General features: G+C 63.4%; 11 protein-coding genes. 9 read left to right on the top strand and 2 right to left on the bottom strand.

Translation table 11 applies throughout. The annotated features are described in order from the left end of the window. Window positions 1–420: 420 nt before the first annotated feature. From AC3WLY_RS17150 to AC3WLY_RS17110, 9 genes are all read left to right on the top strand, one after another. A complete protein-coding gene (locus AC3WLY_RS17150) occupies window positions 421–1,683 on the top strand; it encodes an MFS transporter (protein WP_492309189.1) in 1,263 nt (420 codons plus the stop codon). 75 nt (window positions 1,684–1,758) lie between these two features. Further along, window positions 1,759–3,144: a NarK family nitrate/nitrite MFS transporter gene (locus tag AC3WLY_RS17145; protein ID WP_492309190.1), complete on the top strand. Its 1,386-nt coding sequence runs from the start codon at window positions 1,759–1,761 to the stop codon at window positions 3,142–3,144. A gap of 198 nt (window positions 3,145–3,342) precedes the next feature. Next, window positions 3,343–7,068: a nitrate reductase subunit alpha gene (locus AC3WLY_RS17140; protein ID WP_492309191.1), complete on the top strand. Its 3,726-nt coding sequence runs from the start codon at window positions 3,343–3,345 to the stop codon at window positions 7,066–7,068. Next, entirely contained in the window at window positions 7,065–8,618 is a 1,554-nt protein-coding gene (gene narH, locus AC3WLY_RS17135; RefSeq protein ID WP_492309192.1) for a nitrate reductase subunit beta, read from the top strand. Before AC3WLY_RS17140 ends, narH begins: the two co-directional genes overlap by 4 nt. 26 nt (window positions 8,619–8,644) lie before the next feature. Beyond that, on the top strand, window positions 8,645–9,325 hold the full coding sequence (narJ, locus tag AC3WLY_RS17130) for a nitrate reductase molybdenum cofactor assembly chaperone (RefSeq protein ID WP_492309193.1): 681 nt from the start codon (window positions 8,645–8,647) through the stop codon (window positions 9,323–9,325). After that, the gene (narI, locus tag AC3WLY_RS17125) at window positions 9,322–10,005 is read left to right on the top strand and encodes a respiratory nitrate reductase subunit gamma (RefSeq protein ID WP_492309194.1); all 684 of its coding nucleotides are present in this window, start codon (window positions 9,322–9,324) and stop codon (window positions 10,003–10,005) included. Before narJ ends, narI begins: the two co-directional genes overlap by 4 nt. Window positions 10,006–10,148: 143 nt before the next feature. Beyond that, on the top strand, window positions 10,149–12,098 hold the full coding sequence (locus tag AC3WLY_RS17120) for a type IV pili methyl-accepting chemotaxis transducer N-terminal domain-containing protein (protein ID WP_492309195.1): 1,950 nt from the start codon (window positions 10,149–10,151) through the stop codon (window positions 12,096–12,098). A gap of 34 nt (window positions 12,099–12,132) precedes the next feature. Then, window positions 12,133–12,855 (top strand): response regulator, encoded by a 723-nt coding sequence (locus tag AC3WLY_RS17115; protein WP_492309196.1) that lies wholly within the window; start codon window positions 12,133–12,135, stop codon window positions 12,853–12,855. After that, complete coding sequence (locus AC3WLY_RS17110) at window positions 12,852–13,283, top strand: MarR family winged helix-turn-helix transcriptional regulator (protein ID WP_492309197.1); 432 nt, start codon at window positions 12,852–12,854, stop codon at window positions 13,281–13,283. Before AC3WLY_RS17115 ends, AC3WLY_RS17110 begins: the two co-directional genes overlap by 4 nt. An 18-nt stretch (window positions 13,284–13,301) precedes the next feature. Here the strand turns inward: AC3WLY_RS17110 and AC3WLY_RS17105 are convergent, their stop codons facing one another. Together AC3WLY_RS17105 and AC3WLY_RS17100 are read right to left on the bottom strand one after the other, a co-directional pair. After that, window positions 13,302–14,360, bottom strand: a complete 1,059-nt coding sequence (locus tag AC3WLY_RS17105; protein WP_492309198.1) for a hypothetical protein — start codon at window positions 14,358–14,360, stop codon at window positions 13,302–13,304. Next, a complete protein-coding gene (locus tag AC3WLY_RS17100; RefSeq protein WP_492309199.1) occupies window positions 14,350–15,624 on the bottom strand; it encodes a lipopolysaccharide biosynthesis protein in 1,275 nt (424 codons plus the stop codon). Before AC3WLY_RS17100 ends, AC3WLY_RS17105 begins: the two co-directional genes overlap by 11 nt. Window positions 15,625–15,633: the final 9 nt, after the last annotated feature.

The following is a 15,633-nucleotide window of genomic DNA, read 5'->3' as shown; positions in this document are numbered from 1 at the left end:
TTATATCGAGACGTCTTGCCGAATACATTGTGCGGTATCCGGCGTCCGAGCGAACGCAGGATGGCACGGAGATGCATGCGGACCTTGAGAGTTGTCAACGTATGTGTGTTGGCCGGGCAGTTCGGCCATCCGTGCCGTTATGCGTTCGTTCGTTATCGGCATCACATGGGTAGCGCGAGACACCGGAGCCGGAACTCGGACGCTCGAAACGAGAGCTCGAGGTATTGGGCCACTGTGCGGCGGGTGTTCCGTTGGTCGAGATCGTCCGCATGACGCTCGCGTGACGGAAGGCATACATCGTTCGGATTAGTCCGCCATACGTAGCGACTGATTGTCTCGCTGTCCTATCGGCGGATAGGCCAGGCCACCGATCCTCTCTACCCTTGTCATGAAACCCTTCAGGACAATGAGGATCGCACGATGAGCGTGGCCAGACTGCCGACCGCCACCGACACGGCACGGGATAACCGGGCGTGGCGCGTACTGGGCGCAAGCACTTTTTCATTCACGATCTGCTTCGCGATCTGGATGATCTTTGCCATTCTCGGCATTCCGCTCAAACAGCAGCTGCATCTGACGGACACGGAGTTCGGACTGGTCGTGGCCACGCCGGTGCTTACCGGCTCACTTGCGCGTGTGCCGCTCGGCGTATGGTCGGACCGTTTCGGAGGCCGTATCGTCTTCTTTGGCGCGATGATCGTCACCGTGCTGCCAATCTGGCTGATCTCGTACGCCACCGAACTCTGGCAATTTCTCGTGCTGGGTTTGTTCATCGGATTGGCGGGAGCCACGTTTTCGGTGGGTACGCCCTATGTTGCCCGCTGGTTTCCGAAGTCGCGCCAGGGTCTGGCGATGGGCATATTCGGCGCGGGTAATTCGGGCGCCGCACTCAACAAGTTCGCCGCCCCGGCACTCATGCTCGCCGCGGGCACCTGGACCATCGTGCCCAAGGTCTATTCCGTGGCGATGCTGATCACCGCGCTTGGCTTCCTGCTCGTGTCCGCTTCGGATCCTTCCCATCGAAATCCGGCAAAGCAGAGTTTCGGCAGCCAGATGCGCGTGCTGACGGATCGGCGCGTGCTGCGCTACTCGCAGTACTACTCCGTCGTATTTGGCGGTTATGTCGGCCTGGCCTTGTGGATGCCTCAATACTACGTGAACCAGTATGGCTTCGACATCCAGCATGCCGCGTTTCTTGCCGCTTGTTTTTCGCTGCCGGGCGGCGTGTTGCGCGCGCTGGGCGGCTGGTTGTCGGATCGTCTCGGCGCCCGGCGGACGACACAGGCCGTGATGTGGACGACGCTCGCCTGCTTCTTCCTGCTCAGCTACCCCGATACCGACTTTGTCATCCATGCGGCCAACGGCCCGCTCGCATTCCGTATCTCGACGGGGCCCGTCGCTTACACGGTGCTGATGTTCGTTGTCGGTGTGGCGATGGCAATCGGAAAGGCATCCGTTTTCAAGTACGTCTCCGACGATTTTTCCACGAACATCGGCGCGGTATCCGGCATGGTCGGCCTTGTCGGCGGATTGGCCGGCTTCCTCTTGCCCATCATGTTCGGATTGCTGAAGGACGTTACCGGCGTGAACAGCTCCTGCTTCATGCTGATGTTCGGCGCCACGGCCGTCAGTCTCATCTGGATGCGTTTCACGTTCCGCGCGCACGAGTGTGGCGGACGGTGACGGTCAACACGCAGGCTGAATGCAATTTCCTATGTATCACGCGCTTCGCGCGCGCCATCTCATCGAGCAAATACCATGTCCAGATATCTTCTTACCCAATGGGAGCCCGAGAATACGAGCTTCTGGAAGGCGAGCGGCGAAGCCGTCGCACGCCGCAACCTTTGGATTTCGATTCCCGCGCTGATGCTGGCGTTCGTCGTCTGGTCGCTATGGAGCGTCGTGGTCGTGAACCTCGACAAGGGCGGATTCCATTTCTCGAAAGACCAACTGTTCTGGCTCACCGCGCTGCCCGCGGTGTCCGGCGCAACGCTGCGCATTTTTTACTCGTTCCTCGTGCCGATCTTCGGTGGACGGCGCTTTACCGCGATCTCGACCGCGAGCCTGCTGATTCCGGCGCTCGGGATGGGTTTTGCGCTGCGTGACCCGTCGACGAGCTATTCGACGCTGCTGGCATTCGCATTGCTGTGCGGCCTGGGCGGGGCGAACTTCAGCTCGTCCATGGCCAACATCAGCTTCTTCTTTCCGAAATCGAAGAAAGGTTTCGCAACCGGGATGAACGCCGGGATCGGCAATCTCGGTGTGTCGGCGGTGCAGTTCGTCACGCCGCTCGTGGTGTCGACCGCCTTGCTCAGCGGGTTCTTCGGTGACGGTCAGACGGTCGTCAGCCATGGCGTCGAGCACCGCATCTGGTTGCAGAACGCGGGCTTCGTGTGGGTGCCGTTCATCGCGCTGACGGCGATCGTGGCGTGGTTCGGCATGAACGACATCGCGGACGCGAAGGCTTCGTTCGCCGAGCAGGCCGTGATCTTCAAACGTCGGCACAACTGGCTGATGTGCGTGCTCTATATCGGTACCTTCGGCTCGTTCATCGGCTTTTCGGCAGGTCTCGCATTGCTGACGAAGGCGGAGTTTCCGGCGGTCAACCCGACTACTTACGCGTTTCTCGGGCCGCTGGCCGGCGCGCTGACGCGTCCGGTCGGCGGCTGGATCTCGGATCGGCTCGGCGGCGCGCGCGTGACGCTGTGGACGTTCATCGCCATGATCGCGGCGGTCGCCGGCGTCATCGCGTTCCTGCCGAGCGGCGGGACGGGCGGTAATTTCGCCGGTTTCCTCGCGATGTTCATCGTGCTGTTCGCGCTGACCGGCATCGGCAACGGCTCGACGTTCCGGATGATCCCGGTGATTTTCCTGACACAGAAACAGCGCGAGGCGGAAGGCCAGCCCGAACATCGCCGGGCGGAGTTGCTTCGCGAGGCGGGCAAGGAATCGGCCGCGGTGCTCGGGTTTACCGCAGCCATCGGCGCGTATGGCGGGTTCTTCATTCCGAAAAGTTTCGGGACCTCGCTGAACCTGACGGGGTCGCCCGTCATGGCGCTGTACTGCTTCATTGGTTTCTATGTCGTCTGCGCCGCGGTGACGTGGTTCTGCTACGCCCGGCGCAATGCCGGCATGCCGTGCTGACGACGGCCGCCGGCTACGTCTTTCGGACTAGTCCATGCGGAGTGGCCGAAGTCGGCCACTAGTCCGGATGCACCGGCATACCTGCTCCCTTCGAGGAATGGGTAGCGGACCATCGCGCCCATACACTCTAACCGTCGCATCAGTGGCCGCGCAGGTGCACATACGTGCAGCGCGCGCTTGCCAAGCCCGGAGATACGAATGAGTCACTTTCTGGACCGGTTGAAGTTCATGTCGCGCGTCAAGTCGACCTTTTCAGGTGGGCATGGCGCGGTGGTGGATGAAGATCGCAAATGGGAAAACGGTTATCGCAGCCGATGGCAACACGACAAGATCGTGCGCTCGACGCATGGCGTGAACTGCACGGGATCGTGCTCGTGGAAGGTCTATGTCAAGAACGGCCTGATCACGTGGGAAACGCAGCAGACCGACTACCCGCGCACGCGTGCCGACCTGCCCAATCACGAGCCGCGCGGCTGCCCGCGCGGCGCGTCGTATAGCTGGTATGTGTACTCGGCGCAGCGCGTCAAGTATCCGATGATCCGCGGCCGCCTGATGGAAATGTGGCGCGAGGCGCGCCGGACGCTGGACCCGGTCGCGGCCTGGGCATCGATCTGCGAGGATCCCGTCAAGGCGAAACGCTACAAGAGCGTGCGGGGGCTCGGCGGCTTCGTGCGCGCGGACTGGGACACCGCCACCGAAATCATCGCCGCGGCCAACGCGCATACGATCGGGAAGTACGGCCCCGACCGCGTAGTCGGCTTCTCGCCGATTCCGGCCATGTCGATGGTGTCCTATGCCGCAGGTGCGCGATACCTGAGCCTGATTGGCGGGACCTGCCTGTCCTTCTACGACTGGTACTGCGACCTGCCGCCTGCATCGCCGCAAGTGTGGGGCGAGCAGACCGACGTTCCCGAATCGGCGGACTGGTACAACTCCACCTACCTGATGGTGTGGGGCTCGAACGTGCCGCAAACCCGGACGCCGGATGCGCATTTCTACACCGAGGTGCGCTACAAGGGAACGAAGACGGTGGCGGTTTCGTCGGACTTCGGCGAAATGGTCAAGTTCGGCGACATCTGGCTCGCGCCGAAGCAGGGGACCGACGCGGCGCTCGCGATGGCGATGGGTCACGTGGTGCTCAAGGAGTTCCACGCGACCGGCAAGTCGGCGTACTTCCGCGATTACGTCAAGCAGTATACCGATATGCCGATGCTGGTCGTACTGCGCGAAAACGACGGCGCGTGGGTCCCGGACCAGTTTCTGCGCGCGTCGCAGCTCGCCGGCAATCTCGACGAAGCGAACCATCCGCAATGGAAAACGCTCGTGTTCGACGCGACGAGCGGCGACATCGTGGCACCGAACGGCTCGATCGGTTTTCGCTGGGGTGAAGGCGAACATAACGACGGCGAGAAAGTGGGCCGCTGGAACCTCGAACTCAAGGACGGCGGCAGCACACGCACGATTGACCCGCGACTCTCGCTGGTCGACGCGCACGATGATGTCATCGAGGTGAGCTTTCCCTATTTCGGCGGCGAACGGGATGCGTTGCTCGCGCGCCGCGTGCCGGTGCGGCGCGTGGCGCTGGTGGACGGCACGAGCGCGCTGGTGGCGACCGTGTACGACCTGCAGTTGGCCAACTACGGAGTCGACCAGGGTTTGGGCGGCCCGAACGTGGCCGCGTCGTTCGACGACGACGTGCCGTACACGCCGGCATGGCAGGAAAAGCACACGACCGTGCCGCGCAAGTTGGTGATCCAGGTTGCGCGCGAATTTGCCGACAATGCCGACCGTACGCACGGCCGAAGCATGGTGATCGTCGGCGCGGCGCTCAATCACTGGTACCACAACGACATGATTTACCGCGGCATCATCAATCTGTTGATGATGTGCGGCTGCATCGGGCAGAGCGGCGGCGGCTGGGCACACTATGTCGGCCAGGAGAAGCTGCGCCCGCAGTTCGGCTGGGCGCCGCTCGCGTTCGCGCTCGACTGGTCGCGCCCGCCGAGGCAGATGAACGGTACGTCGTTCTTCTACAACCATACGAGTCAATGGCGCCACGAAAAGGTGGGGCTCGATGAAATCCTGTCGCCGACGGCCGACCGCGGGCGTTACGGCAAGCTGTCAATGCTCGACCTGAACGCGAAGTCGGAGCGCATGGGGTGGCTGCCGTCGGCACCGCAGCTCGGCGCAAATCCGCTCGATGTGGTCGACGCCGCGAAGCGCGCGGGATACGAGCCGATCGAATATGCAGTCGAGCAGCTCAAGTCCGGTGCGCTGAACTTCGCCTGCGACGACCCGGACAATCCGGTGAACTTTCCGCGCAACATGTTCGTCTGGCGCTCGAACATCCTGGGCAGCTCGGGCAAGGGACACGAATATTTCCTCAAGTATCTGCTGGGCACGCAGAACGCGTTGTTCGGCGACGAGGCCGATGCGATCAAGCCTGCCGAGGTGAAGGTGCGCGACGCCGCGGAAGGGAAGCTGGATCTGCTGACGGTGCTCGATTTCCGCATGAGCACCACATGCCTGTACGGCGACATCGTGCTGCCGAGCGCGACCTTCTACGAGAAGGACGATCTCAACACGTCGGACATGCATCCGTTCATTCACCCGCTGTCGGAGGCAGTGCAGCCGCTGTGGGAAAGCCGAAGCGATTGGGAAATCTACAAGGCCATCGCCCGGAAGTTCTCGGAGATCGGCGGCGCGCATCTGGGCACGCGTACCGATCTCGTCTGCACGCCGCTGATGCATGACACGCCGGGCGAGCTCGGCCAGGCATTCGAGCCGAAGGACTGGCGCCACGGCGAATGCGACCTGGTGCCCGGCAAGACGGCGCCTTCGATGACGCTCGTCGAGCGGGACTACCGTGAAATCTTCAACAAGTTCACAACAGTCGGCCCGCTGCTCGACAAGCTCGGCAACGGCGGCAAGGGGATCAACTGGAATACGGCGCACGAGGTCGACGAGCTTGCGCAGCTCACCGGAAGAGCCCACCGCGCGGGGGTGAGCGCTGGCCGTCCGCGGCTCGAAACGGCAATCGACGCCGCCGAAATGATCCTGACGTTTGCGCCCGAGACCAACGGTCACGTTGCAGTCAAGGCGTGGGAGGCGCTCTCGAAGATCACCGGGCGCGCGCATACGCACCTGGCCAACGGCCGCGAGCACGACAAGATTCGCTTTCGCGACGTGCAGGCCCAGCCGCGCAAGATCATTTCCGCGCCCACGTGGTCGGGGCTCGAATCGGAAGAGGTCAGCTACAACGCCGGCTACACGAACGTGCACGAGCTGATTCCATGGCGCACGCTGACGGGCCGGCAGCAGTTCTATCAGGACCATCGATGGATGCTGGACTTCGGCGAAGGTTCGTGCGTGTACAAGCCGGCAATCGACACCAAGACGATCTCGCCGATGCTCGGCGCGAAGCCGAACGGCGAGCATGAACTGGTGCTCAACTGGATCACGCCGCACCAGAAATGGGGCATCCACTCCACGTACACGGACAACCTGCGCATGCTCACGCTCTCGCGCGGCGGGCCGCATGTCTGGGTGTCGGAGTCCGAGGCGAAGGAAGCCGGCATCCGGGACAACGACTGGGTCGAGGTGTTCAACGTGAACGGCACGCTCACGGCGCGCGTGGTGGTCAGCCAGCGGGTGCCGCGCGGCATGTGCCTCATGTATCACGCGCAGGAGAAGATCATCAATGTACCGGGCGCCGAGACGAGCGGCATGCGCGGCGGCATCCACAACTCGGTCACGCGCACCGTGCTCAAGCCCACGCACATGATCGGCGGTTACGCGCAGCAAGCCTACGGCTTCAACTATTACGGGACCGTGGGCAGCAACCGGGACGAATACGTGATCGTGCGAAAGATGAAAAAGGTCGAATGGTTGGAAGGGCCGCTGAAGGAAGGAGCCGCATCATGAAAATCCGCGCCCAGGTGGCGATGGTCCTGAATCTGGACAAGTGCATTGGCTGCCATACGTGTTCCGTGACGTGCAAGAACGTATGGACTTCCCGCGACGGCGTCGAGTACGCGTGGTTCAACAACGTCGAGACGAAGCCGGGTATCGGCTATCCGAAGGAATGGGAGAACCAGGAGAAGTGGCAGGGCGGTTGGGTACGCAAGGGCGAAGGACGCATCGAACCGCGTCAGGGAGCGAAGCTGAAGCTGCTCGCGAATCTGTTCGCGAACCCCAATCTGCCGGCGATCGACGATTACTACGAGCCGTTCACCTACGATTACGAGCATTTGCAGAAGGCGCCGCTCTCGCAGACGCCGCCCACGGCGCGTCCGGTGTCGGTGCTGACCGGCAAGAAGATGGAAAAGATTCACTGGGGGCCGAACTGGGAAGACGATCTGGGCGGGGAATTCGAGTCGCGCAGCCGGGACCAGCTGTTCGAGAACGTGCAAAAGGAGATGTACTCGAGCTTCGAGAACACCTTCATGATGTACCTGCCGCGCCTGTGCGAGCATTGCCTGAACCCGGCATGCGTCGCATCATGCCCGTCGGGCTCGGTCTACAAGCGCGAGGATGACGGGATCGTGCTCGTCGACCAGGACAAGTGCCGTGGCTGGCGGATGTGTATTTCCGGTTGCCCGTACAAGAAGATGTACTTCAACTGGAAGTCGGGAAAGGCGGAAAAATGCATATTTTGTTTTCCGAGGCTGGAGGCCGGCCAGCCGACCGTGTGCTCGGAGACCTGCGTGGGGCGCATCCGCTACCTGGGCGTGATGCTCTATGACGCGGATCGTATTTCCAGCGCCGCGGCAGTCGAGGCGCCCACGGATCTCTATCAGGCTCAGCTCGATCTGTTCCTCGATCCGTCCGATCCGGAGGTGCGCGCCGAGGCGTTGCGCCAGGGCATCTCGCAAAGCTGGCTGGATGCGGCAGTGCGCTCGCCGGTCTATCGCATGGCGTGCGAGTGGAAGGTTGCGTTCCCGCTGCATCCGGAGTATCGGACGCTGCCGATGGTGTGGTATGTCCCGCCTCTGTCGCCCATTCAGTCTGCCGCGGACGCAGGCCACATCGGCATGGACGGCGTGATTCCGGATGTGCAGAGCCTGCGCATACCGATGCGCTACCTGGCGAACCTGTTGACGGCGGGTGACGAGGCGCCTGTCGTCGCCGCGCTGAACCGGATGCTCACGATGCGCGCTTACAAGCGTGCGCAGACCGTGCACGGCGTCGCCGACGAGCTGCTGCTTCGCAAGGCAGGGCTGACGGCGGAGCAGGTCGAGCAGATGTATCAGGTCATGGCGATCGCGAATTACGAGGATCGCTTCGTCGTTCCGTCGTCGCACAAGGAGATGGTGGAGGACAGCTTCAACGAAAAGGGCAGCTGCGGGTTCACGTTCGGCAACGGCTGTTCGGGAGGGGCCACCGGGGCCTCGCTGTTCGGCGCCCGGACGGAGGGCAGCGTGGTGTTCGCCGATATGCCCGGGTCGCGCAAGAAGTCCGCCTCGAACGGATGACGACCGGTTGATCCACGGAGATTATGATGACGCTCTATCCCATTCTCTCGGCGTTGCTCGACTATCCGGGAGAGGAACTGCTCGACGCGCTGCCTGCGATCAAGGATGCGCTGCGCGCGTCACCTCACGCGCAACGCGAACTGGCGCCGCTGCTCGCGGCGCTCGAAAGCCGTTCGTTGATCGACTCGCAGCAGGTGTATGTCGCCACGTTCGATCGCAATCCTTCGCATTCGCTGCACTTGTTCGAGCACGTGCACGGCGAAAGTCGCGAGCGCGGACAGGCCATGGTGGATCTGTTGAACGAGTATCGTCTGCACGATCTGGACGTGACCGCAAACGAGTTGCCGGATTACGTGCCGCTGTTCATCGAGGTGCTGGGCCTCGTCGAACCAGCGGTTGCCCAGGCCCTGCTCGACGAGGCCATCCACATTCTGGCCGCGGTCGGCGAACGGCTCGCGTGCAGCGAAAGCCCCTATGCCGGGGTGTTTACGGTGCTTCGTCAGCACAGCACGGTCGAGCCGAAACCGATGATGAAACCACCCGTCCGCGACATGGACGAGGCGCTCGAAGTCTTCGGCGTCGGTCCGGACGGCGTCGAACCGCTGCTCACACCGGACAAGATCCAGACCATCCACTTCCATCCGCGCAATCCGGCGCCCGCTTCGGAGCCGGCCGCCAACGCGCACATCGAAAAGGACGCGAGATGAATACCTTCAACCAGTTCCTCTTCGGCATCTACCCGTATATCGCCTTTTGCATATTTCTGTTCGGCAGCCTCGTGCGCTTCGAGCGCGAACAATATACGTGGAAGGCGGACAGCACCCAGCTGGTTCACCGGGGCAACCTGCGGCTGGGGAACATACTTTTTCATGTGGGCATCCTGGGACTGTTCTTCGGTCATCTGGTCGGCTTGCTCACCCCGGTCGCCGTATGGGACTGGCTCGGCGTACCGCATCACGTCAAGCAAGTGGTCGCCATGATCGCCGGCGGCATGATGGGCACGATTTGCCTCGCCGGCCTCGTCATCCTGTTGCATCGCCGGCTCACCAACGCGCGGCTGTCCGCGCTCACGAAAGCGGGTGACCGGGTGCTGCTGCTCTGGATTCTCGCGACGTTGCTGCTCGGCTTGTCGACGATTGGCGAATCGACCAATCACATGGACGGGGCAATGATGGTGCGGTTGATGACGTGGGCGCAACATGTCGTGACGTTCCAGGGTGATGCCGCGGCGTATGTGGCCGGCACGCCGATCGTGTTCCGCCTTCATCTGTTCATGGGGATGACATTGTTCGTGATCTTTCCTTTCACGCGGCTGGTACACGTATGGAGCGGATTCGCTTCCGTGACCTACCTGTCGCGTGCGTGGCAGCTCGTGCGCGGTCGCTGAGCAACGGGGCGCGGCGAAGTGACGACGTCCTTTGCCGACGCATCGCGTTGCGATGGATCATGCGGAAGCCACGATGACCCATCTGACCGACTGTCGATGTGGTGGATAATCGTTGAATCATTCATCGTGCCAATGACTTTCACATGGCTATCGATACGCAGGGCGAAATAGCCCGAGGGCCATTGCTGCGCCAGCGGCTGACGACGCGCATCGTCGTGCTTTCAGTCGTTACGCTCACCCTGGTGCTGACCATGATCGGCGGCACGTTGTATCTGTCGTGGCAGCTCCAGGGCGCCGGCGCGGCCATCAACGACGCCGGTAGCCTGCGCATGGGGGCGGAAGCGGTTGCCGTGGCGCTCGTCGACGCCCGCGCGACAGAGCCGTCGAGCCTGCATGCAGAGCTGGGCCGGATCGACGCCACGCTCGAGCGATTGCAGCGCGGCGATCCCGCCCGCCCGCTGCTGTTGCCCAACGATGCGGCGATCCAGCGCCAATTCGGCACCGTGGTCGACGCGTGGCGTCTGCAACTCGAGCCGGCGGTGCTGGACGACCTGCGCGCTGGACCGATGGCCGCACGGACGTCGTATCGCGCGTTGCTGCCGCGTTTCGTCGCAGAGGCGGACGCGCTGGTGCGCCTGATCGAACAGGAAAATGCGCGCAAGACCGACTGGCTGCGCATCTCGCAGATCTCGCTCGCGGCACTCTCGTGCGTCGGAACGGTTGCGATCATGTATCTGTTGTACCTGTGGTTCGTCGTGCCGGTCCAGCGGCTGCAGGAAGGACTGGCACATATCGAGGCGCGCCAGTTCGACGTTCGACTGCCGGTCGATACCCGCGATGAATTCGGCCATCTCGCGCTGGGTTTCAACCGGATGACGACCGAGCTGCAGGCGCTTTACCGCGATCTCGAACAGCGGGTCGACGAAAAGACCGCCACGCTGGCCGCGCAGAACCGTGAGCTGACGGCGCTTTATGAAATGACTGCGTTTCTGAACCGGCCCGACGATGTCGACGAACTGTGTCGCGGCTTTCTGGCGCGCCTGGTGCGCCAGTTCGACGCGGATGGCGGAACCCTGAGGGTCGTTTCCGGCGAGGACAACCGTCTGCACCTCGTCGCATCGGAGGGTGTCCCGGAAGCGCTGGCCGATGCCGAGCGCTGTATTTCCACAGATGACTGCCTATGCGGAACGGTAACGAAGCAAGGCGCGTCGACGGTTCAGATGCTGCGCGACGGAGACACCGGGGCGGACGCGTTTGCCGGGCATTGCCGCCGCGCCGGATTTGTCGACGTCGCGGCCTTCAGGATCGCTTCGCAAGGAGAAATGCTTGGATCGTTCTCGTTGCATTTTCGTCGCGCGCATCCCGTTTCCGCGTCCGAGGCCAAATTGCTCGAGACGCTCGGCAAGCATCTGGGGACCGCGCTCAAGAGCCGGCGACTCGCGACTGTCGCGCGCCAGCTTGCCGTCTCCGAAGAGCGCAACCTGGTCGCGCAGGGGCTGCACGACAGCATTGCCCAGGGACTCAACTTCCTCAAGATGCAGGTGCATCTGCTCGATCGCGCCACGCAAGCGCAGCGGCTGGCTGAAATTCGCGAAATCGTGCCGTTGCTGGCCGGCGGCATCAAGGAAAGCTATGACGACGTGCGGGAACTGCTGTTGAATTTCCGCTCGAAGCTGGGCGCCGGCGAACTCCGGCACGCCGTCGACGATACGATCGAGCGCTTTCGTCGACAGACAGGCATGCCCGTCACACTGGACTACCGCGAGGATGGCGGCCCGCTGCTCCCGGCGGACCAGCAACTGCAGGTGCTGTTCATCCTGCAGGAAGCGCTCTCGAACGTGCGCAAGCATGCGCAAGCGCAACATGTTCGCGTGACGATCGCCAATGCGCGCGACTTCCACCTGCTGGTCGAGGATGACGGCCTGGGTTTCGAGCCGGAAAAGATCGCTGCCGCGGGTGAGGCCCACGTGGGGTTGCGCATCATGCGCGAGCGCGCGGGCAGGCTGGCGGCGACGTTGCGGCTATCGTCCTCGCCGGGACAGGGCGCGTGCGTCGATCTCACATTACCGGCCGACGCACGGCAGGCCGCTTGAGACAACCGGGCCGATTCCATTTCCTGATCGACGCATGACTATTCGCATCCTCCTGATCGACGACCACACGCTCTTCCGCTCGGGTGTCCGCGCCCTCTTGCAGCGGGAGGCGGACTTCGAAGTCGTGGGCGAAGCTGCCGACGGACTCGAAGGACTCAAGCGCGCGAAGCAATTCCTGCCCGACGTGATCCTGCTCGACCTCAACATGCCGGGGTTGTCCGGCCTGGAGACGCTCAAGCTTCTTGTGCAGGACCTGCATGACACGGCCGTGGTGATGCTGACCGTTTCGGAAGAAGTGGATGAACTGACAGTCGCGTTGCGCGAGGGCGCGTGCGGCTATCTGCTGAAGAACATCGAGGCCGACACGCTTGCTGCGTCGATCCGCAAGGCCGCAGCGGGGCAACCGGTGATCGCCGACGACATGACGGCAAAACTCGTGGCGCGATTGCGCGAGCCGGCTCCAGCGCCGGCACCGGCACCGGCACCGGCACCGGCACCGGCACCGGCCGGCGATGGCATCGAGGCATTGACCACGCGCGAGAACGACATCATGCGCGAACTGGCACGAGGCGCCAGCAACAAGGAAATCGCGCGAGTGCTGGATCTGGCCGAAAGCACGGTCAAGATTCATGTGCGCAACATTCTGCGCAAGCTCAACCTGACGAGCCGTGTCCAGGTGGCCATCTACGCAGTAGGGCGGGACTCCGGATCCGCGGATGCCGACAAAGGAACGAATACGCAACCGGAAGTGAAATGAATCGGCAGTCCGTGATGTTGAGCAAGGCAAATTTCGAGCAGTTGTCCGAATTCCGTTACCAGATCCGATGCTTCGAGCGGTTTTCCGAGCGTGCGGCAAAGTCGGAAGGGATCACGCCGCTGCAGTACCTGCTGCTTCTCCATATCAAAGGGTTTCCAACGCGCGAGTGGGCCAGTATCGGCGAGTTGGCCTCACGGCTTCAGGCGCGGCACAATGCGGTCGTCGCATTGGTGACGCGCTGTGAGGCATTGGGGCTCGTGATGCGCCGGGGCAACGAAACGGACGGTCGGACGGTCGAGGTCCACCTGTCGCGCCTCGGAGAGGTGATCCTTGCCCGGCTGGCGCAGATGCACCGCGCGGAGTTGACTTCGATCTCGGAAAGCTATCTCGGTCTGCATGCCGGCATCGACACGGATTGCGATCGTTGAATTCGTCCGATCGATCTGTCATCGTGCCCGCCCAGGCGGGACGGCGGGGTGGCGGCGGGCATCGGCGCCGAACGACGACCATTGCGCGGCGAACAACAACGACGCACTCGACAGGTGTCGCAGATAGCTGCCGAGATCAGGCTCGAACAGCATCGATACCGCCACGTGGCCGATCGCGACGCACGCGAGCAGTGCTTGGTGCGGATGAGCGCCGTTGCGTGCGCGGCGCCACATGACCGCCAGCGCGATCGCGACGAACAGTTGCATCCCGATCTCCTTGGGCCCGGGCGAGAACAGCACGGGCAAGTTCAGGCGCAATACCGCGTAGAGGTAGTTCGCGCAGAATCCGATGAGTGAATTCGGCGCGACCGGGTTATGGAAACTGGTACGCGCGCCGAACGGCGAACCGTATGCGAGGTAGTCGGCCGCCATGTCCCGCGGATGCAGCAGCAGGTAATACACGTCGGACGGCAGCAGGCACAGTGCGGCGAGTGCCGCGATCGTCAGCCACACCCGGCCGCGCCACGACGCACGCAGGAACAGGAACGCGGCAAACGCGGCCAGGAGGATCAGCGCGAAATAGCTGCGCACGACGGCTGCATAGCCGGTATAAAGCGCAATGGTCGCGACGAAGATCGGCCACGCCGCCCGGCACCGCGCGATGCGGACCAGCACGATGGCCATCAGCACGACGAGCGTGTCCTTGCTCGCGACGAAGAGATTGAAGAATACGCACGGCGTCAGCAGCACGAGGTTTGCCGCCAGCGACCCCGCGCGACGGCATTCGATGATCATGCGCCAGATGAACAGCGTGCCGATCACGACGACGGCGAGATGCGTGCCGGTCGAGCCCAGCATCGCGTAGAACTGCGCGACTGCATCGAACGACGTGCCTTCGTAGGTATCGCCGCCGCCGATCTGGCTCTGGATCTTCTCCGCGTCGCGGAACACGAATTCGGGCAGAAACGCATCCGCCTTCGCATAGACGGCCCAGTAGCCGAGCACGGCCAACGCGGCGATCACGCGCACGAGCCCGCGGCCGTACACCGCGTGCTCGGTGATTGGATCACGCCGCATCGGACGGTGCCCTGCGGAGCGTGCGTGCCGCCTTGCCCCGCGTCACGATCAGCAAGAGCGATACCGTGATCGCGGTGCTCACCGCGAGATGCGCGAACGCCGCACCGGTGGCGCCTGCCTCCGCGATCAGGCTCCACGCGACCGGCAGGTACGACAGCGCGATGGCCGCCATCGACAGCAGCACGGTGGTCCCGGCGCGCAGTGCGATGGTGGCCGTCCACAGCACGTCGGCGACCGAGCGCAGCACGAACGACACGAGCAGCACCGCGAGCATCGCGACGTCGTTCGCGCTCGCTGATTCATGCGCGATCAGGAACACGTCCTCGTGCAAGGCGAGGATCGCTGCCGACGCGAGCATCGTGACGGCCACACTCGCGGTCGCCGCGCGCGCAAGTTGCCCGTGAAACGCGGCGGGCGTGTCGGCCAGCGTACGGACGAAGCGCGGGCCGGCCGTGACCGACACGGTCGCGAACGCAACCGTCTGCACCGCATTCGCGATCGACCACGCGAACACATAGCGGCCGAGCGCATCAGCGCTCAGATGGCCGGCGGCGATGAATCGTTCCGCGTACTGCAGCGTCGCCAGGATGACCCCGGCGCTATAGAACGGCAAGCCGCGGCGCCATACCGCGAACACGCCCGGGCCATTCCGCGCGTCTGCGAATGACCGGGCCGGGCGCGTGTGGCGCGTGAGCGCGCCGATGCGGCGCCACACGATCGCGACGACGAGCGCATTGCTCGCGAACCACAAGGCGAAGACCGCTTCGATGGAATGCAGTACGTGCAGGACCAGGCCAGCGCACGCGATGCCCGCCCATGCGCCGGTCCGGATGAACAGCAACCACGAACCCGTGCGCGAGCGATGCAGCGAGAACATCCATGAATTGGCTTCGAATGCCGCGTGCTCGGACAGCGCGACAAGCAGCACGCCCCATGCCAGCCGCGAGGGCAGGCCAAACGCGTCGGTCGTGGCACCGCTCAACGTCGGAATCGCGAACAGTGCGCCGAGCAGCAGATACAACCCGCCGTAACGGACGGCGAGCACGCGCGTGTCGCGCAGCGCCGGCAACGGCTCGGCTTCGCTGAGCCGCCGGTTGAGTTCCGGACTGAAGCCGAGCCCGAGTACCTTCGAAGCCACGACCGAAATGGCCACCGCGAGCCCGTAGGCGCCGACCGCGTCGAAGCCGAGTGTGCGCGCGACAACGATGGCGAGCGCGAATTTCAGGCCTAGCGCGGCAAACCTGAGGAAGAATCGAGGGAGCATGCTGGGGTC

It is taken from the genome of Burkholderia sp. FW306-1C-G01B (assembly GCF_058781685.1).
Note: the sequence above shows the minus strand (reverse complement) of the source record. Positions and strands in the feature narration are given on the sequence as shown.

What these genes read in the sequence shown, in the direction of transcription:
- AC3WLY_RS17150 (WP_492309189.1), top strand. Translation starts at nt 421, where the DNA reads ATGAGCGTGGCCAGACTGCCGACCGCCACCGACACGGCACGGGATAAC.
- AC3WLY_RS17145 (WP_492309190.1), top strand. Translation starts at nt 1,759, where the DNA reads ATGTCCAGATATCTTCTTACCCAATGGGAGCCCGAGAATACGAGCTTC.
- AC3WLY_RS17140 (WP_492309191.1), top strand. Translation starts at nt 3,343, where the DNA reads ATGAGTCACTTTCTGGACCGGTTGAAGTTCATGTCGCGCGTCAAGTCG.
- narH (WP_492309192.1), top strand. Translation starts at nt 7,065, where the DNA reads ATGAAAATCCGCGCCCAGGTGGCGATGGTCCTGAATCTGGACAAGTGC.
- narJ (WP_492309193.1), top strand. Translation starts at nt 8,645, where the DNA reads ATGACGCTCTATCCCATTCTCTCGGCGTTGCTCGACTATCCGGGAGAG.
- narI (WP_492309194.1), top strand. Translation starts at nt 9,322, where the DNA reads ATGAATACCTTCAACCAGTTCCTCTTCGGCATCTACCCGTATATCGCC.
- AC3WLY_RS17120 (WP_492309195.1), top strand. Translation starts at nt 10,149, where the DNA reads ATGGCTATCGATACGCAGGGCGAAATAGCCCGAGGGCCATTGCTGCGC.
- AC3WLY_RS17115 (WP_492309196.1), top strand. Translation starts at nt 12,133, where the DNA reads ATGACTATTCGCATCCTCCTGATCGACGACCACACGCTCTTCCGCTCG.
- AC3WLY_RS17110 (WP_492309197.1), top strand. Translation starts at nt 12,852, where the DNA reads ATGAATCGGCAGTCCGTGATGTTGAGCAAGGCAAATTTCGAGCAGTTG.
- AC3WLY_RS17105 (WP_492309198.1), bottom strand. Translation starts at nt 14,360, where the DNA reads ATGCGGCGTGATCCAATCACCGAGCACGCGGTGTACGGCCGCGGGCTC.
- AC3WLY_RS17100 (WP_492309199.1), bottom strand. Translation starts at nt 15,624, where the DNA reads ATGCTCCCTCGATTCTTCCTCAGGTTTGCCGCGCTAGGCCTGAAATTC.